Below are 16,573 nucleotides of genomic sequence, written 5' to 3'. Positions count from 1 at the left end.
ACCAAAGCCCTTTGCATTGAGATAGGAAACGGACAGAAATAAAAAGGCAGGCTCTCGCCCGCTGCGCGATTGTTGGCCAGATCACATTCTGCACTAAAGTGCTGGTGCTAGCTCCAGTCGCGGGAGAACTTGTAATTTATCCATCAACAGCTAAATTCCATTTTCTCACTGAACTTTCCACAGTCGGAATTCGGCAACTACCTTGTAGTCCACAGAGTTATCCACAGGTGTGAAAAGATTGGTTATCCACAGCCTAGTCTATGGGTGTGGATAACTCCCAATAGCCCTAGTCATTGCGTTTACCTGCGATAATTCGAAAAGTCTAAAGTCTAAATTGAGAGTTATTCACATTCTCGCCGAGACTGTGAATAAGTTGATTACTCATGTTTACCCGGTTTTTGAACCCTCTGTCTAGTGGAGTATCTTCCCGAGCTCGCTTTTGGCGCGAAAGGAAAATCGTGTCAAAATCTTCAGCAGTCAAGCTCGCAGGATGACCCCATGAAAGTGCCTTTATCCAGCAGGTAAAAACATCTTTGTAATTTCGGGTGCCCCTGTGTGTCGATTTGTTTAAAGCAGGTCAAATCACGTAATCTGTCATGGTCTATCGCAGCAATATGGCTGTGCGTGAGTATGTGTCTTGCCCCGTGTGCCAAGTGCTCACCGAAAAGCGCTTTGAACAGCGCAGTCGGGAGAGTCTTCACTGGTGGTGAAACGTTAACTACCCACATTTGTAAATTTTTTAATACGGGCTCGGTGTGCCTTGTGTACCTAGCCCGGTGAAACCTAGAGGAGAATATCGTGGCAAAGGGAAAGCGTACATTCCAGCCAAATAACCGTCGTCGTGCTCGTAAGCACGGCTTCCGCACTCGCATGTCCACCCGTGCGGGTCGCGCAATCGTTGCGGCTCGCCGCAAGAAGGGTCGCGCTAAGCTGACTGCTTAATTCGTGCTTCCCACTCAATTTAAGCTCACGTCTCCGGCGCAGTTTCGCCGGACAATCAAACGTGGGCGTCGCGTGGGGTCACACACTGTTGTCGTGCATGCATACGACACCACTACTGAAGCCGAACTCGTGACCACTGGTCCGCGGTTCGGCTTGGTTGTTTCTAAAGCCGTTGGGAATGCAGTTATTCGACACCGCACGTCCCGACGGCTTCGGCATGTGTGCATGGACCTAACCCATGAGATACCTCCGACCTGGGACATTGTCATTCGGGCATTGCCGGCGAGTGCTCAAGCCAGCAGCGCAGATTTGGAAAAAGATCTTCGCTCTGCAGTGCACAGAGTTCGCAAGAAACTTGAAAAGAGTTCCTAAATGAGCGGCGATGGATATTTCAATTCCGAAGGCGAAGAAATTCCTAAGCCTCGTGGCGCAGCGAAACCATTGGTAAAAGCGGTACGCTTCTATCAAAAGCACGTGTCCCCGCTTAAGACGGTGTCAACTTGCCGCTTCGAACCAACATGCAGTGCCTACGCGCTGGAAGCGGTTTCTATTCATGGCGCGGTGCGCGGAGCTGGTTTAGCTGCGGCTAGGCTGGTCAAATGCGGTCCGTGGCATCCGGGCGGGTTTGACCCGGTGCCGAAGAAGTAACACATTTAATCGATCAGTTGAGGAAACCCATCCCCAGTGCTTAATTTTATTTATTGGCCGATTTCATTCGTGCTGTATTGCTGGCATTGGCTGTTGAGTCTAGTGCTGGACCCCAACGCGGGTCTGACCTGGATCCTAGCCATTGTTTTGCTGACGTGGACCCTAAAGGCCATCATGGTCAAGCCAACCCTGAGCTCCTTGCGTTCACAGCGCAAGATGCAGGAGCTGCAGCCACTGCTGCAAGAAGTGCGTACCAAGTACGCCAATGACAAGACCAAGCAAGCAGAAGAAATGCAGAAGGTCTACAAGGACGCCAAGGTCCGACCGATGGCAGGCTGCTTGCCGATGGTGGCGCAGATTCCAATGTTTATTGGTCTGTTCCACGTTCTGCGTTCCTTTGACCGCACGGTGTCCGTGGCTGGTGGCATTGGCCACCCAGCCGGTGAGCCCATGTCCATTGAGCAAAACCGCTCCATTGGCAACTACTTCTTCAACCCTGAGCAGGTGCAGTCCTACCTAGACGCGGAGTTCTTTGGCGTTCCACTGGTAGCCAACCTGCGTTTGAACTCACCGATTCTGCACGATGTCACCACCTTCCAGGCTGCCGTGATTATCGTTCCGTTGATTATCGTCATTGCGACTTTGACTCACCTCAACGCCCGTACCTCCCTGGATCGCCAGGAAGCTCGCCGTGCTGCTGGTAAGACTCAAGCACCGCAGGGTCAAAATGCGGAGATGATGCAGCAGCAGATGGCTATGATGTCCAAGATGATGCTGTGGGTCATGCCCGGCATGCTGGTTATCTCGGGCTTTATCTGGCCTATTGGTCTGTTGTTCTACATGCTGGCTAACACTGTGTGGACCTTCGTCCAGACCCGTATGGTCAACGCCAAGATGGATCGTGAAGAAGAAGAGGCGGAGCAGGCAAAGATCGAGCTCAAGCGCACGACCGCTCCAAAGCCAGGCGCACGCAAGCGTGATACTCGCACCAAAAAGCAGCGTAAGCAGGGCAATAACTAGGCTGAGCAATTTTTAGCCTTTATACTTTAAAGCGTCTGGGATATTTTAATTCCAGACGCTTTTTAGATCTCATCATTTTTCAATTATTTAATTAGTCATTTTTGTGTGTTTGACCAAGGAGTTGCCTGCGTGGAGCCGTCGGAAGTATTCAAAGACCGTCTGCCTTTGGCGGAGAAATACCATGATTTGCTCGCCACGGATGGCTCTACTCGCGGGTTTATTGGGCCACGGGAAGTCCCACGGTTGTGGGATCGCCACCTCATCAACTGTGCAGTAATCACTGAGGTCATGGACCAAGGAGCCACTGTCGTCGATGTCGGATCAGGCGCTGGGCTGCCCGGCATCCCCGTAGCGATTGCTCGGCCAGATCTGAAAATCACGTTGATCGAGCCACTGCTGAAGCGGTCGGTCTTTCTGCAAGAAGTCGTTGATGCGCTTGAGCTAGATAATGTAACCGTGATTCGCGGGCGCGCGGAGGAAGGCCCGGTGAAAAAAGCTGTGGCTGGTGCGGACATTGTCACCTCCCGCGCAGTCGCGCCGCTGGGCAAACTAGCCAAGTGGTCGTTGCCGCTCGTGCGCCGTGGCGGAGAAATGATCGCCATGAAGGGCGAATCCGTGCACGAAGAATTAGCGCGTGATGCAGCAGATATTAAAAAAGCCGGCGGCGGAAAAGCCACGGTTGAAGTAGTGCACGGGACTACCATTATCCGTGTCCCACGGGTGAACTAGAGTGGTGGATATGAACAAACCGCGCCTGATTACTATTGCGAATCAAAAAGGCGGTGTGGGAAAGACCACCACTGCTGTAAATCTTGCCGCTGCCTTAGCTGAAGCAGGCAGCAAAGTTCTGGTCATCGATCTAGACCCGCAGGGCAACGCTTCGACCGCGGTTAATGTTGAACACAGCTCCGGGACACCGTCGAGCTATGAATTGCTGCTGGGAGATATCAATGCCGAGCAGGCCATGCAGTCATCGCCGACGCTAGAAAACCTATTTTGCATCCCCGCGACCATTGATCTGGCCGCGGTGGAAATTGAGATGGTCTCGCTAGTCCGCCGCGAGTTTCGTCTGTATGACGCTTTGCACAAAGGCTTTTTAGACGAGCATGGCTTTGACTATGTCTTCATTGACTGCCCGCCATCGTTGGGCTTGCTCACCATTAACGCCATGACGTGCGCGGAAGAAGTTATTATCCCGATTCAGTGTGAGTACTACGCGCTGGAGGGCGTCGGTCAGCTTCTGGGCAATATCACCATGATTCGCCAGCACCTCAACGAAGATTTGCATATCTCTGGCGTGCTATTGACTATGTATGATGCCCGGACCAAGCTAGCGGCCCAGGTGGCGGATGAAGTACGTGAGCAATTTGGTGCAGTCGTCTTAGGAAACCTGATTCCGCGTTCCATTCGCGTGTCTGAGGCTCCCGGTTTTGGCAAGACTGTGATTGAATATGATCCCTCATCACCCGGAGCCCACGCCTATGTTGCAGCAGCCAAAGAACTGCACGAACGCGGTGACTATCTTCCGCATGAAACCACAGGCGTTATTGGTGTGAGTCCGGAAATTTATGCGGAATTAGAAGCTTAGGCTGGGAGAGATTTATATGTCTGATAAAAAACCACAGGCAAAACCAGGTGGACTGGGTCGCGGCCTTGCCGCTTTGATCCCCACTGGCCCGGATGCCCCAACGCGCAAACCACGCTTGGGTGATAGCGCTGCCGATGTCATCTTAGGCATGGCACAACCGCGCGATGACAAAGAAAACGCAGACTCCGGCAAGGACTCAGAATCCAAGTCGACGAAGCGCTCCGGCGGATTGGGCTCTACGACTTCCGGTCATAGTGGCTCCGGATCTGGCGGCACGAAGCGCGTGGCGGGTGCACCGACGATTTCGACGTCTAATTCTAAAAAGCGTCAACCAAAGCCTGCATCCATTGGCGCGACTTACCGCGAGATCCCAATCGGTGAGATCCAGCCGAACCCGAAGCAGCCACGTACGGTCTTCGATGAAGAAGAGCTCAACGAGCTCGTGCACTCCATTCGGGAGTTTGGTCTGCTGCAGCCGGTAGTGGTTCGTCCGTCCGGTCAGGGCGGGTTTGAGCTCATCATGGGTGAGCGTCGTTGGCGTGCCGCAGCGAAGGCTGGCTTGGCCACCATTCCGGCGATCGTGCGTGATACCCAGGATGACTCCTTGCTGCGGGATGCCTTGCTGGAAAATATTCACCGCGTTCAGCTCAACCCGTTGGAAGAGGCACACGCGTACCAGCAACTGCTGGAAGAATTCGACGTTACTCAGAATGAGTTGGCAGACCGTATCGGTCGCTCGCGTCCGCAGATTACCAATACCATTCGCTTGCTGCGCCTGCCCGTTGAAGTACAGCGTCGCGTCGCAGCTGGGGTGCTAAGCTCCGGCCATGCTCGTGCCTTGCTGGGCTTAGATGACAAGGACGTGATGGACAAGCTCGCCTCGCGCATCGTCGCCGAGGGCTTGTCTGTGCGTGCTACCGAAGAAGCTGTGACGCTGATTAAGCGCAACGGTATGCCTGATGCGCCGCAGCCGAAGCCAGCGCAGCCACAGCCTGAGATCTACACTCACGCGGGAGAGCGTCTCTCTGATCGCTTTGACACCAAGGTCACTGTGACAATGGGCAAGCGCAAGGGCAAAATGGTCGTGGAGTTTGGAGATCAAGAAGACTTCGAGCGCATCATGTCGCTTATCGATGGCTCGGGGACGCAAGGCTCCGCACAATAAGAAATTGGCCACTGGAATTTAAGGTCAGGGCAATGCTGGTACCACTGACTCCACATTCGGAGATGCACCCGCGGGCGGCAACTTCTATGTTTTGGGAGTCTGCGCGCGATGTTGAGGACCCGGGCTTTGAAAAGGCTGCGTGGATATCGTCCACCTTGCTCAACTTCGGCCCCTGCGGGTTCAGCATCCGCACTGACGCCACGGTTATCTACTGTGCAGCCCAAGACGCCCCAGGCGTTGCTAAGCTGCCTACAGGCCCTGTCAGCTCGGATGCTGCCATCATTACCTCGCTATTCGTTACCTCGCAGCGTGCCGGCCGTGGCTTAGAATCCGTGTTATTAGATACCGCGATCATGGATCTAGTGGAGCGAGAATTCGATGCCGTTGAGGCCTTCGGCTACCACGATATGGGTGAAAATGCCGACGATGACATCTTCTACGATCCTTCCGATTCCGGCGGGCATACCTCCAGCATTGAAGAACTCTTTAGCAGCCATTCCTCCACGTTCTTTGCCGATGTTAATTTCGAGATCGCGCGGCACTTTTTAGGCACCCGTCCCGATCACATCGGCCTCTTGCCGGTCTCTGTGCTGCAAAGCGCGGGCTTTGAAATAGTCCAGGACCATCCAGTTGTCCCGCGCCTGCGCTTGGAGCTGCCACCGGCCCATGCGTTGCTCTCAGCGGCGGCTGTCGAAGACCTCGTGGCCAAAGCATTAGCCTAGGGCAGATAAAAATACACCGCGGGAGACTTCTCGTCTCAACCGCGGTGTTGTGGGCTACTAGGGGTTACTACTGGGACTGTTCGGCGCGCAGAAGCTCGGCAAAGTTGTAGGTGCCGGTCGGCGCGTCGTCATCGTCAAGCAAGTAGAGGCGTTTGACGGCGACCACGATGGATTCCGCAATATCATCCCGCGACGATGGGTTGGTCAGCACCGCCACATCGTCGGGGTTGGTGAGATAGCCCAGCACGACCTGTACGACAGGCATGCGTGTCATGCGCAAAAGCTCCCAGGTGCGGGCATGGTTATTGTTATTGCCCAGCTTGGTACGTGCCACAATCTCGCGCTGAATGTAGCCTGAGAGGTTTTCCCCGATCAACGAGGTACTGCCCAGCTCTGAGCCGAAGTAGAAGGTGGCGGTGCCATTCGCCTTCTCATTCGGGTACTGATCGCACGAGAGGGAGATGACCAAGTCTGCGTCGAAAGCATTCGCGATCTCTGCGCGCTCTTTGTTCGATGGATCATCCCCGCGGGTGCGCGAGTAGATGATTTCCATGCCGGCCGCAATCATGCGCCCAGCAAGACGCTCGGCGAGATCCCACAAGATTTCCTCTTCGGAAATCTGCCCGTAGCGGCCCTTGACCAGCTGTCCCTTATTGGAACCGCCCAAGCCTGGATCGATGACGACGCGCTTGCCGGCCAACTTTGGGCCAGCATTGCGCACGCGCTCACGCTCTTGGATGTTATGCGCGGAGCCACCGGTGATGCGGCGACCCAGCAGGCTCAGCGCGCGAATAGTGGCCGGCCCGCATACGCCATCTTGCTGAAGACCGTAATTAAGCTGGTATTCCAACAGTGCAGCGTGGGTAAAGGAGCCAAAATGGCCATCGATACGCGCCATGTAAAAACCAAGCTCCTGCAGCTGCTTTTGCAACTGCGAAACATCATCGCCAACCAGCTCATTATTGGGTTGGTAGCTTAATACCCGGTTGCCCAATTTATATGAAGCCTGGCGCAGCTCACGCAGGGTTAAATCATCGATATTGCCGGAAGGAATGATGCCGCGGGACTGCTGAAATGCCTTGATGATGTCGGAAAGCTCGGAGTCGAAGTGCTTATCTTCTTCGGAGAATTTTTGACGCTTCCAATCGGACACATCGCCAGTATAGTTCGACAACATTCCGAGGCGCGCGAGCGTAGCCCGTGCTTCGGCGACGCGGGCACTGCGATCCCCAACCTGAAGGATTCGGTCCACTTCGTCCCCCTTTCTAAAACTCATAGCCATTTCAGTAAAAACTTTTATTCTTTGACAATTTATCTACATTCCACTCTAGTGTGACAAATTGAGAATACGCCATTTCACACGAACATCAGTGGAAACATCAGCGATCGACGGTAACAAACTGATCACGACCGCCACCAGATCCGGTCTATGCCACAATACACGGAATAACCTGCACAAATACGAAGACACCGAGGTCTTAGCGGGAGCTAAAAACCTCGGCGTCAGAGAACTAGTAGACACTTTTAAACTCACTTTACGGTCGGTGGCAGACACGAGCCGCCGCGACCGAGTGAATTTACTGCAGCTGTGCCTGAATCTTGGAAGTAATTGCTGGCTTCGGCTGCAGACCGATGAATTCATCGACCTTTTCACCGTTTTTGAACATCAAGACCGATGGGATGGACATGACCTGGAACATGGCGCCCAATTCACGCTCTTCATCGACGTTGATCTTGGCAATCGTGACTTCATCGCCAATTTCCTCGGCGATTTCATCCAGCAGTGGCGACAGCTTCTTACAAGGGCCACACCATTCAGCCCAGAAATCAACGACCACGAGCTTGTCGGAGTCAATGACTTCGCTGCGGAAGGTGTCTTTGGTTACGTCAATTACGTTGCTCATACTATTCCTAACGCTGTGCTGCCAAGAAATGTTCCGCATCGATTGCCGCGCGGCAACCGGAGCCAGCAGCAGTAATGGCCTGACGGTAGTGGTCATCGACCAAGTCGCCACAGGCAAAGACACCATCGATATCGGTGCGTGTCGATGGCTGATCGACTAAGACATAGCCTTCCTCATTGGTTGCAACCTGGCCATCAAGGAACTCGGAGCGAGGATCGTGGCCAATGGCGACGAACATCGCGGTGTAGTCCTTCGTGGTGGTCTCACCGGTGATGGTGTCCTTTAGCTCCAAGCCGCCGACTTTGCCATCAACCTCAAGAACCTTTTCCACGGTCTTATTCAGTTCCCACTTGATCTGTGGGTTCGCGCGGGCGCGCTCCAACATGATCTTGGAGGCGCGGAACTCTTCGCGGCGGTGAATAATAGTCACGGTTTCTGCGAACTTGGTCAAGAAGGTGGCTTCTTCCATCGCGGAATCGCCGCCACCGACAACGGCAATGTGGTGGCCCTTGAAGAAGAAGCCATCACAGGTTGCACAGGTGGACACGCCGCGGCCAGTTAAGGTGTCTTCACCCTCCACGCCCAAGTGGCGTGGTGCAGCACCGGTCGCAAGGATGACCGAGCGAGCCTCAAAGACCTCGTCGCCGACATGAATCTTTTTGATGTCGCCTTCTAGCTCCACCTTGTCCACGATCTCCATGCGCAGGTCAGCGCCGAATCGGGTAGCTTGAGCGCGCATTTCTTCCATGAGCTCAGGACCCATGATGCCTTTTTGGAAGCCTGGGTAGTTTTCCACGTCGGTGGTGTTCATCAGTTCGCCACCGTATTCAAAGCCCTCGAAAACAATGGGCTTAAGCTCTGCGCGTGCTGCATAAAGTGCAGCGGTGTAGCCAGCTGGGCCGGACCCAACAATAGCGACATCATGGATGGTCATGTACTAACTCCTCTATTCGTTATCTCGGGCGATTATAGTCGCCATTAGGATCAACAGCAGGACTCGTGAACTAATTTCCTTGCGCACATCGCTGCCCACCAAGTCGGGATGCCAAGTCAATCAGCAAGATTCTCGCGCAGGAATTCCACTCACTGCGCGAACCCCGGTGGCTTGGTAGTGATCCAATCGTGACAGTGATTCTACCGCCGCAATGGGTGTCACTAGCCAATCGCCAAGCGCAGTGCGCTTTTTGCCCGCGATCGACGCGACTTCACCGTTCCTTCTGCAACACCTTGCAGACCTGCCACGTCTTTGAGTGAATACCCACCGATTTCCGTGAGCATCCATACCTCCCGTTGCTCCGGGCGCAGATTTTCCAACGCGTCTTGGAGATCCAAGCGAGTATCAATGCCCATCAACGGCTCATGCGCGAGCCAGCTATTTCGATCGGCATCCACTTCCCCATCAAAGGATTGATGCTGGGCATTAGAGCGGTGATGGATATAGTCATAGCCCGAGTTGCGCACCAGTCGGTTAAGCCAGGTCGAGAGCTTGGCCTCTGCCCGGAAAGTGTGCAGCTTATTACTGGCTTTCAGGAATGTTTCCTGCACGATATCCTGGGCGTCAGTCTCTGTCTTGGTATACGACTTAGCAACATAGATTAGTTGCTCGCGGTGGCGCTCCACGATGGTCGAAAACGCTTTGTGATCACCGTCCAGGAATGCTTCCACTAGCTCTTCGTCCGTGGGCTCACGGTCAGTGGCCATCGCCGATTCCCCCCGAAATCTTGTGATGAAAATATTCCACACCACAACATGGTGTGTTTCCTCACCTATTATCTCGGGGTTCTGAACAAAGGACTAGGTTTTCCTGCCCACCGAAGTGGGCTAGTTATCGCAACCTTTCACGTGCTTTTGTCGTCCGAATGTGTGGCACTTACTGCGCTTGTTGAACGCGCAAATTCCTTCGCACCGTGTCCTGACATTCCAAAAGCACTCGGTGCAATGCACCGGGAACCTTATTGCTGTTGAGGAATTTATTTGTGGCAGCCACAGCCATCTCCTGGTGTGGATAGAGACCACGCACGATGTGATTGGCAATTTCGATGGGATGTTCCGACCAAATAGATTCCAACACCTCGAAGAACTCCGGTGCGAATTCCTCGGTGAGATCCGCTGCGCGCGGTGCATTAAATGCAGCCAGCAATTGTAAGACTTCGGCATTGGAATGCGCCTGTGGGATGCGCACCTCATCGAAGAGATAGCGCTTAAGCTTGGGATCCGGGTAGGCATATTTCGCGCCCAAGTACTCAGCTGCACCAGTTAAGGTGTTGTCATCCTCGCGCTGTTGTTCCAAAACCTCCTGCGGTAGCGCATCACGCGCGGCGAGTGCCTGGATGATGGACCAACGCAGATCCGGGCTAAGGAGCAGCCCGCGGATGCCTTCCTGGAGCATGTCGTTGAGACGCGAGGTGCCAGATGCATCCGGGGTCGATGCCAGCGCCGCGATAGTTGATCGCGCAATCGTTAACTGCGCATCTGAACCCGGCTCCGCTGCCTGGAGCAATGCCCAGAATTTATCAGCGACCTCAGCGCGTTTGGCTTCGCGGCGATCGTCGGACAAGAAATGCGCCACCGCATAGCGTGCATTTGCGAAGTTAGTAGCCATGAGATTGGTATTGTCCTCATGTGGTGCGTGCTGCAAGACCGTATCGATGAATTCGTTGGCGGCCCATTGACCATCTCTTGTCATATTCCACAGTGCAGTCCAGATGACGGCACGCGACAGTTCTTCTTCTGCCCCGCCGTGCAGTTCACTCAAGCGTGCGCGCACAGTCTCTAAAGAGTTGTCGTCAAAGCGCACCTTGGCGTAGGTGTGGTCACCATCATTGACAAGCACTAGGGATGGAGCAGGCTTTCCGTGTGCTTCCGAGATCGTGGTAGTGCTGCTACCTGCGGGTATATCTACATCGAAGATGGTGGTGCGGGTGAGGGAGGCATCGAAAAGCGAAATGCTCACGCGGTGTGGACGGGTCTCACCCTCTGCCGAAGCTATAACCTCCAAGGACTCGATGGTGTCATTATGAACCGTGATCTTCGGGGTGAGCGTATCCGGGCCAGACGTCTTCAACCAGGCATCGGACCAGGTATCCAGATCGCGGTCGGTATGGTTGCCCAAGGCATCGAGTAAATCATCAAATGTCGCGGCAGCGAATGCATGCGCTTTGAAGTAATCACGTGCCCCGGCATAAAACTCCTCACGGCCGACGTAGTGCACTAGCTGTTTGAGAACTGCCGCACCCTTGGCATAAGTAATGCCATCAAAATTTTGACGCGCTGCGTCTACATCTGGGATCTCAGCCTTGATCGGGTGCGTCGTTGGGAGCTGATCCTGGCTATAGGCCCAATTTTTGCGACTACCTGCAAAGTTAGTCCACGCTTCCGCATATTTAGTGGCATGCACAGACGCGTCTGCTCCCATGTATTCTGCAAAGGATTCCTTTAGCCACAAGTCATCCCACCACTGCGGGGTCACAAGATCTCCGAACCACATGTGCGACATCTCGTGCAAGATCGTATTCGTGCGCGCCGCATGCTGTGCCCGCGTGGGGGCTGAGCGGAACAGATACTTCTCCGTAAACGTCACCAGACCCGGGTTTTCCATGGCGCCCAAGTTGTACTCGGGCACGAAGATGGAATCATACTTGCCCCAGGGATACGGGAAATCGAAGTTGTCATGGAAAAAGTCCATGCCCTGCGCGGTGATTTCTAAGATCTCATCATCGAGATAGTCAGCCATGGACGCACGAGCCAATGCGCGCAACTCCACGCCGATGGTCTGATCCGGTGCCGTCCACATCCGCGATGTGGAAACGTATGGACCTGCGGCAAAGGAGGTCAGGTACGTCGATAGCGGTGGCGACGGTGCAAACTCCACGGTTGCCACTTCCCCACCTTCTGCCGCGATGGTCTTCCGGCTGACCTCAGGTTGATTGGAAAGGATTGCCCAATCGGCTGACGCCGAAAGTTTCACGTGAAACCGAGCTTTGAGATCCGGTTGTTCAAAGCAGGGGAAAATGCGGCGGGCATCAGAAGGTTCCAGATGCGAATAAAGATAAGTCTTGCCATCAGCGGTATCGAGCATGCGGTGCAAGCCTTGCCCACTGCGAGAAAAGTTCGATGAGCTGGCGATGTCTACCGTTACGGGCTGATCAGTGGGAAGATTACGGAGATAGATCCGACCATCACGGAAATCGACCTCCACCGGGCTGTCATTGACGGTAATAGAGGCTACTTCCGCCCCGAGATAATCAAGGAATAGATCAGGTTCTGCCGTTGTGAACTCAATGCGGCTGGTCACCGGATAAGTCTTCTGATCGTGATCGGCTGCCTGCGATAGATCTAGGTGCAGGTAATAGGTGCTAAGAGTAAGTGCCTGAGCGCGGAACTGAGCTTCTGTATGCGTGAGATTGGCTTGGGACATGCCTGCCATTGTAGGACCCATGGCAGACCGGATATGACGCTGGGCACACTTTCTTCTTCTGCTCCGAGGTTGCCGTCAGTACAATTAATGCCATGCGACTCATGCCGAGCCGTTCCGACTCATCCACTGGAGGGTGGCAATGTCCGTAAAATCTTATACTTACATCAGTTTTCCAGGTACCGCGAAAGAGGCATTCGAGTACTACCACTCCCTGTTCGGCGGCGATCTCACCATGCTGACCTATGGTGAATTCCCAGCCGATAAGGTCGACGAATTTCCCTTTGAGATCAATCCTGATGCCGTTGCGAATGCCACTTTGGATTCCGGCGTGGTCTCAATTGCCGGCGGTGACGCCATGGAGGAATCAGCACCAGGATTGGACGGCACGCCGTATTCTCTACTGCTGATCTGTGATGATGAAACCGAAGCTCGCGACTACTGGGAAAAGTTCATTTCCACCGGTGGCGAAGTGGTACTGCCACTTGAGATTGCGCCCTGGGGCGAGCTCTACGGGCACGTTCGCGACCGCTTTGGCATCAGCTGGGCTATTAACTCTTCCGTCAATCCCTCATAACGTTTCGGCGCACCGCTCCCCTTCCGTTTTAGATGAACAGGCGTTGACCGTTCATTTGTGACCCGCAGGTGAGAGATAAAAAGGCCGTAGCCAGCGAAACATCTCGCTGGCTACGGCCTTAGTTTTATGAAGTTATTTCAGTGCCAGTTGGCACGGAAAGGCTAGATTAAGAGTTCTTGATTGCAGAACCCTCGATCTCGATGGTGATCTTTTCGGAAACAAGGACGCCGCCGGTGTTCAGTGGAGCGTTGAAGTTCAAGCCGAACTCGGTGCGGTTGATCGAGGTCTTAGCTTCAAAGCCAACACGGGTGTTGCCGAATGGGTCCTCGGCGATGCCTTCGGTCTCAATATCCAAGGTGACCGACTTGGTGGTCTCACGGATGGTCAGGTCACCGGTGAGGGTGCCATCGCCATTCTCGTCGATGTTGAAGTCAGTTGCCTTGAAGGTCATTTCTGGGAATTCTTCGGAATTAAAGAAGTCATCGCCGCGAACGTGAGCGTCACGGTCAGCGTTGCCAGTGTCTACAGAAGCAGTCTTGATGACTACCTCAATGGTGGAATCTGCTGGGGTGTCTGCAACCTCAATCTTGGCATCCCAATCGTTGAACTTGCCGCGGACCTTGGTAACCATTGCGTGGCGAGCTACGAAACCGATAACGGTGTGGGCTGGGTCCAGGGTGTAAGAACCGGTGAAGTTAGACATTGTGTACTCCTAAGTAGTTGCTTGAGATGATCTCACTTATGCTTCAGCATCAATCTTTGTTGACGCAACAACAATCATTATGGCATTAGTTTGTTATTGCGTCAACCTTTAACTAAAAAATAATTAAAGATGCAGGTAGTAATGGTGAAGTATTTTGAAAATCGTAGAAAATGACGGTGTTGTTCCGGTAATCTGACTGCTTTGTGGAGTGCGTGCCTCCGGATGATCTTCATGTTCTTTCTCCGGCAGACTCCGACTCACATCATAATTGTGACGAGTGCTTCTTTCAGGGCGAGACAGCAATTCACAGAGAGTCGGCAGATCTGCCCGCAAAAGCGGTCATGGCCTGTCTTGAGTGTCTATTGTTTTGTGCGATCGAGATCAGCGTTGCGAATAACTTGATCCAGTGCCTTGAGTGTTTCTTTTTGTGCCGCGATTTGCTGAAGGATGCGGTCTCTCTCCCGGTGCAGATCCTTGGTTAGTTGTTCATCAGCGATTTCCGAAGGGTATCCGTCGCTGTCACGCATGCAGGGCAAGATCTCGTAGATGGTAGAGCTATTAAGGCCAGCTTGGTACAGGGCTTGGATCCGATTTACCCGATCGACGGCACTGTCGGGATAGACCCGCTGCCCGCCCGAGGTGCGCGTAGAAACAAGTAATCCTTGCTCTTCGTAATACCGCAGGGAACGTGGGCTGACCCCAGTTAAATCAGATAATTCTCCAATGCGCATGAATCTTCTTTCCTCTAAGACTTGCACCTGACATCGATGTCAGGTTTTAACCTGAGTATATCGTCGACGGAAAGGAAGACTGAATTGCTATTTGACCAGGTGGATATCGGATCATTAAAGCTCAAAAACAGAGCGGTGTTAGCACCGATGACCAGGATCAGCGCCGATGCTGACGGATGCGTCAATGAGCAGATGCTCACCTACTACAGCCGATTTGCTGCCGGTGGCTTCGGCTTGATTATCACCGAAGGCTCCTACATCGACACGGCGGAAAGCCAGACATACCTTCATCAACCAGGAATGGCGACGCCGAAACACGTGGAAGCATGGCGTGCGTTGGTCAGTGCACTGCATACCGAAGGTGCTGCGGTGGTGGCACAGTTACAACACTCCGGACCACAAAGTCAGGGGAACCCACACTCGCAACGACTCTTTGCACCTTCCAATATCCCTGCTCGCGGTGAGCAGTTGAGCATGTATCGCGGTGAGGGCCCTTATGTGGTGCCGCAAGAGATGACGCAAGAAGACATTGACAATGTCCAGCAGGCTTTTGTCGATTCCGCGCTGCGGGCACGTGATGCCGGTTTTGATGGCGTGGAACTTCACGGCGCTAATGGATATTTGATTGATGCATTCTTAACCGATTACCTCAACCAACGCACCGATCATTACGGCGGAAACCCCAGCAACCGGGTGCGCTTTGCCGTAGAAACCGCACAACGAGTCCGGGCTGCTGTCGGTGAGGATTTCCTCGTCGGAATCCGGATATCCCAGGGCAAAGTCAGCGATGCCCACCACCGTTGGGCCGGCGGAGTAGACGAAGCGCTCACGATCTTTGGCAGCTTGGCGCAGTCGGGTGTGGATTATATCCACACCACGGAATGGAAGGCCGAGGCACCGGCATTCCCTGACGAAGATGAACGATCCTTGGCTGCCTTGGCGAAGCAGGCCGCGCCAAACCTGACGGTCATTGCCAACGGGCACATTGATACCGGTGAGAGTGCTACTTCCCTACTACGCCGTGGCGATGCCGACCTAGTGGCCATCGGCAAGGCAGCGCTGGCAAACCCTGACTGGCCGATTCGCGTCCATGACGGGATCGAGGTCGACGCGCCGTTCGCCCCTGCAGCAACAGGTGGGCTAGCCACCATCAAAGAGGCAGAACTGCTGCAGCCACTTCATACGTCCTAGTAAGTCAGAACAACACTTTTAATCTAGTGAAAGGTCTTTGATCATGTCTCACACCACCAATGGCAAATCTCTTCGCGTGGTCTTCCCACAGTGGCAGGCCTGCGGCGTTGACTATGCAGCGGAATTTACCGGCGATTTACAACGCGAATCAGTCCGGCACGGCTACGAGGTGGGACCGACCATCCTCAACGCCATTTTCCCAGGTGAAGCAGATGAAACCGTGGTCGTGCCCGTCGTGGGCTATGACACCGGCGTGGACCGTGGAATTGAATCACGCAGCGCGGTATTAGAGAACTTGCGCGCGGCGACTGCGCGCATCGCCGAACAGGACCCGGACCGCATTACTACCTTCGGTGGTGATTGCTCGGTGGCCGTGCCCTCGGTCGCGCATTTGGCCGCGAAATATGACGATGATCTGGCCATTATTTGGCTGGACTCGCACCCAGATTGCTCCACTCCCGGCGGCAACTACCAGGGCTACCACGATATGGCACTGGCTCATTTGACCGGTCACGGCGATGAAGAGCTCTTAAAGGAACTGCCGCAGACCATCAGCCCCGAGCGCGTGTTGCTGGCCGGCACGCATTCGTGGAACGACGATGAATATGAAAATGTTCAGGAGTGGGTCATCAAGCTGCTCTCCCCTGATGAGCTGCGAAGCTCCCCCGAGGCCGTCGTTGAATGGCTCAAGGCTACTGGCTGCAGCAAGTTTGTGCTGCACGTGGATGTCGACAGCATCGACAGCGCGGAATACCACCTCGGTATGGGAGCTGAATCTGGAGGTTTGACCAAGAATCAGGTGCAGGCCATTATCTCCGCGGTCTCAACGCAACAAGACATCGAACTGGTGGGCTTTAACCTCGCAGAGTTTATTCCGCGCCAGGTTCTAGCAATCCAAGAAGTAGTCAAGGACGTGCCACTTCTCTAAATTAAGGGGTTGCACGACGAAGGGCCGGTGCCACGCGATT

General features: G+C 54.0%; 18 protein-coding genes. 11 read left to right on the top strand and 7 right to left on the bottom strand.

What is annotated here, in order from left to right:
- Window positions 1-798: 798 nt before the first annotated feature.
- The 8 genes from rpmH (at window position 799) to CAMM_RS12710 (ending at window position 6,085) form a co-directional block, all read left to right on the top strand.
- On the top strand, window positions 799-942 hold the full coding sequence (gene rpmH / locus CAMM_RS12745; protein WP_003847033.1) for a 50S ribosomal protein L34: 144 nt from the start codon (window positions 799-801) through the stop codon (window positions 940-942).
- A gap of 3 nt (window positions 943-945) precedes the next feature.
- Window positions 946-1,314, top strand: a complete 369-nt coding sequence (rnpA, locus tag CAMM_RS12740) for a ribonuclease P protein component (RefSeq protein WP_075761566.1) — start codon at window positions 946-948, stop codon at window positions 1,312-1,314.
- Window positions 1,315-1,590: a membrane protein insertion efficiency factor YidD gene (gene yidD / locus CAMM_RS12735; RefSeq protein ID WP_003847032.1), complete on the top strand. Its 276-nt coding sequence runs from the start codon at window positions 1,315-1,317 to the stop codon at window positions 1,588-1,590.
- Between the two features lie 36 nt (window positions 1,591-1,626).
- Window positions 1,627-2,610 carry a membrane protein insertase YidC gene (gene yidC, locus CAMM_RS12730; RefSeq protein WP_075761565.1) on the top strand — a complete coding sequence of 328 codons (984 nt, stop codon included), beginning with the start codon at window positions 1,627-1,629 and terminating at the stop codon, window positions 2,608-2,610.
- A gap of 105 nt (window positions 2,611-2,715) precedes the next feature.
- A complete protein-coding gene (gene rsmG / locus CAMM_RS12725; protein ID WP_003847030.1) occupies window positions 2,716-3,339 on the top strand; it encodes a 16S rRNA (guanine(527)-N(7))-methyltransferase RsmG in 624 nt (207 codons plus the stop codon).
- Window positions 3,340-3,349: 10 nt separating this feature from the next.
- The gene (locus CAMM_RS12720; protein ID WP_003847029.1) at window positions 3,350-4,198 is read left to right on the top strand and encodes a ParA family protein; all 849 of its coding nucleotides are present in this window, start codon (window positions 3,350-3,352) and stop codon (window positions 4,196-4,198) included.
- Between the two features lie 16 nt (window positions 4,199-4,214).
- Complete coding sequence (locus CAMM_RS12715) at window positions 4,215-5,363, top strand: ParB/RepB/Spo0J family partition protein (RefSeq protein ID WP_003847028.1); 1,149 nt, start codon at window positions 4,215-4,217, stop codon at window positions 5,361-5,363.
- 32 nt (window positions 5,364-5,395) lie between these two features.
- On the top strand, window positions 5,396-6,085 hold the full coding sequence (locus tag CAMM_RS12710) for a hypothetical protein (protein ID WP_040355221.1): 690 nt from the start codon (window positions 5,396-5,398) through the stop codon (window positions 6,083-6,085).
- Between the two features lie 67 nt (window positions 6,086-6,152).
- Here the strand turns inward: CAMM_RS12710 and CAMM_RS12705 are convergent, their stop codons facing one another.
- The 5 genes from CAMM_RS12705 to pepN form a co-directional block, all read right to left on the bottom strand.
- Window positions 6,153-7,367, bottom strand: a complete 1,215-nt coding sequence (locus CAMM_RS12705; RefSeq protein ID WP_003847024.1) for an N-acetylmuramoyl-L-alanine amidase — start codon at window positions 7,365-7,367, stop codon at window positions 6,153-6,155.
- A gap of 295 nt (window positions 7,368-7,662) precedes the next feature.
- The gene (gene trxA, locus CAMM_RS12700) at window positions 7,663-7,989 is read right to left on the bottom strand and encodes a thioredoxin (RefSeq protein WP_003847022.1); all 327 of its coding nucleotides are present in this window, start codon (window positions 7,987-7,989) and stop codon (window positions 7,663-7,665) included.
- 7 nt (window positions 7,990-7,996) lie between these two features.
- Entirely contained in the window at window positions 7,997-8,923 is a 927-nt protein-coding gene (gene trxB, locus CAMM_RS12695) for a thioredoxin-disulfide reductase (protein WP_003847020.1), read from the bottom strand.
- Window positions 8,924-9,144: 221 nt separating this feature from the next.
- Window positions 9,145-9,690 carry an RNA polymerase sigma factor gene (locus tag CAMM_RS12690; RefSeq protein ID WP_003847018.1) on the bottom strand — a complete coding sequence of 182 codons (546 nt, stop codon included), beginning with the start codon at window positions 9,688-9,690 and terminating at the stop codon, window positions 9,145-9,147.
- Window positions 9,691-9,859: 169 nt separating this feature from the next.
- Entirely contained in the window at window positions 9,860-12,406 is a 2,547-nt protein-coding gene (pepN, locus tag CAMM_RS12685; protein WP_040355289.1) for an aminopeptidase N, read from the bottom strand.
- A gap of 139 nt (window positions 12,407-12,545) precedes the next feature.
- Between pepN and CAMM_RS12680 the strand changes: the two genes are divergently transcribed.
- Window positions 12,546-12,980: a VOC family protein gene (locus CAMM_RS12680; RefSeq protein WP_003847013.1), complete on the top strand. Its 435-nt coding sequence runs from the start codon at window positions 12,546-12,548 to the stop codon at window positions 12,978-12,980.
- 166 nt (window positions 12,981-13,146) lie between these two features.
- Here CAMM_RS12680 and CAMM_RS12675 read toward each other — a convergent pair whose 3' ends face one another.
- Both CAMM_RS12675 and CAMM_RS12670 read right to left on the bottom strand, forming a co-directional pair.
- A complete protein-coding gene (locus tag CAMM_RS12675) occupies window positions 13,147-13,683 on the bottom strand; it encodes a YceI family protein (protein WP_003847012.1) in 537 nt (178 codons plus the stop codon).
- A 359-nt stretch (window positions 13,684-14,042) separates the two neighbouring features.
- Window positions 14,043-14,414 carry a MerR family transcriptional regulator gene (locus CAMM_RS12670; protein WP_003847008.1) on the bottom strand — a complete coding sequence of 124 codons (372 nt, stop codon included), beginning with the start codon at window positions 14,412-14,414 and terminating at the stop codon, window positions 14,043-14,045.
- A gap of 36 nt (window positions 14,415-14,450) precedes the next feature.
- On the opposite strand from CAMM_RS12670, the gene CAMM_RS12665 reads away from it, so the two are divergent.
- The gene (locus CAMM_RS12665) at window positions 14,451-15,605 is read left to right on the top strand and encodes an NADH:flavin oxidoreductase (protein ID WP_003847006.1); all 1,155 of its coding nucleotides are present in this window, start codon (window positions 14,451-14,453) and stop codon (window positions 15,603-15,605) included.
- 43 nt (window positions 15,606-15,648) lie between these two features.
- The gene (locus CAMM_RS12660) at window positions 15,649-16,533 is read left to right on the top strand and encodes an arginase family protein (protein WP_003847005.1); all 885 of its coding nucleotides are present in this window, start codon (window positions 15,649-15,651) and stop codon (window positions 16,531-16,533) included.
- Window positions 16,534-16,573 lie beyond the last annotated feature (40 nt).

It is taken from the genome of Corynebacterium ammoniagenes DSM 20306 (assembly GCF_001941425.1).
Lineage (GTDB): Bacteria > Actinomycetota > Actinomycetes > Mycobacteriales > Mycobacteriaceae > Corynebacterium > Corynebacterium ammoniagenes.
This window is presented reverse-complemented; position numbering and strand designations above follow the sequence as displayed.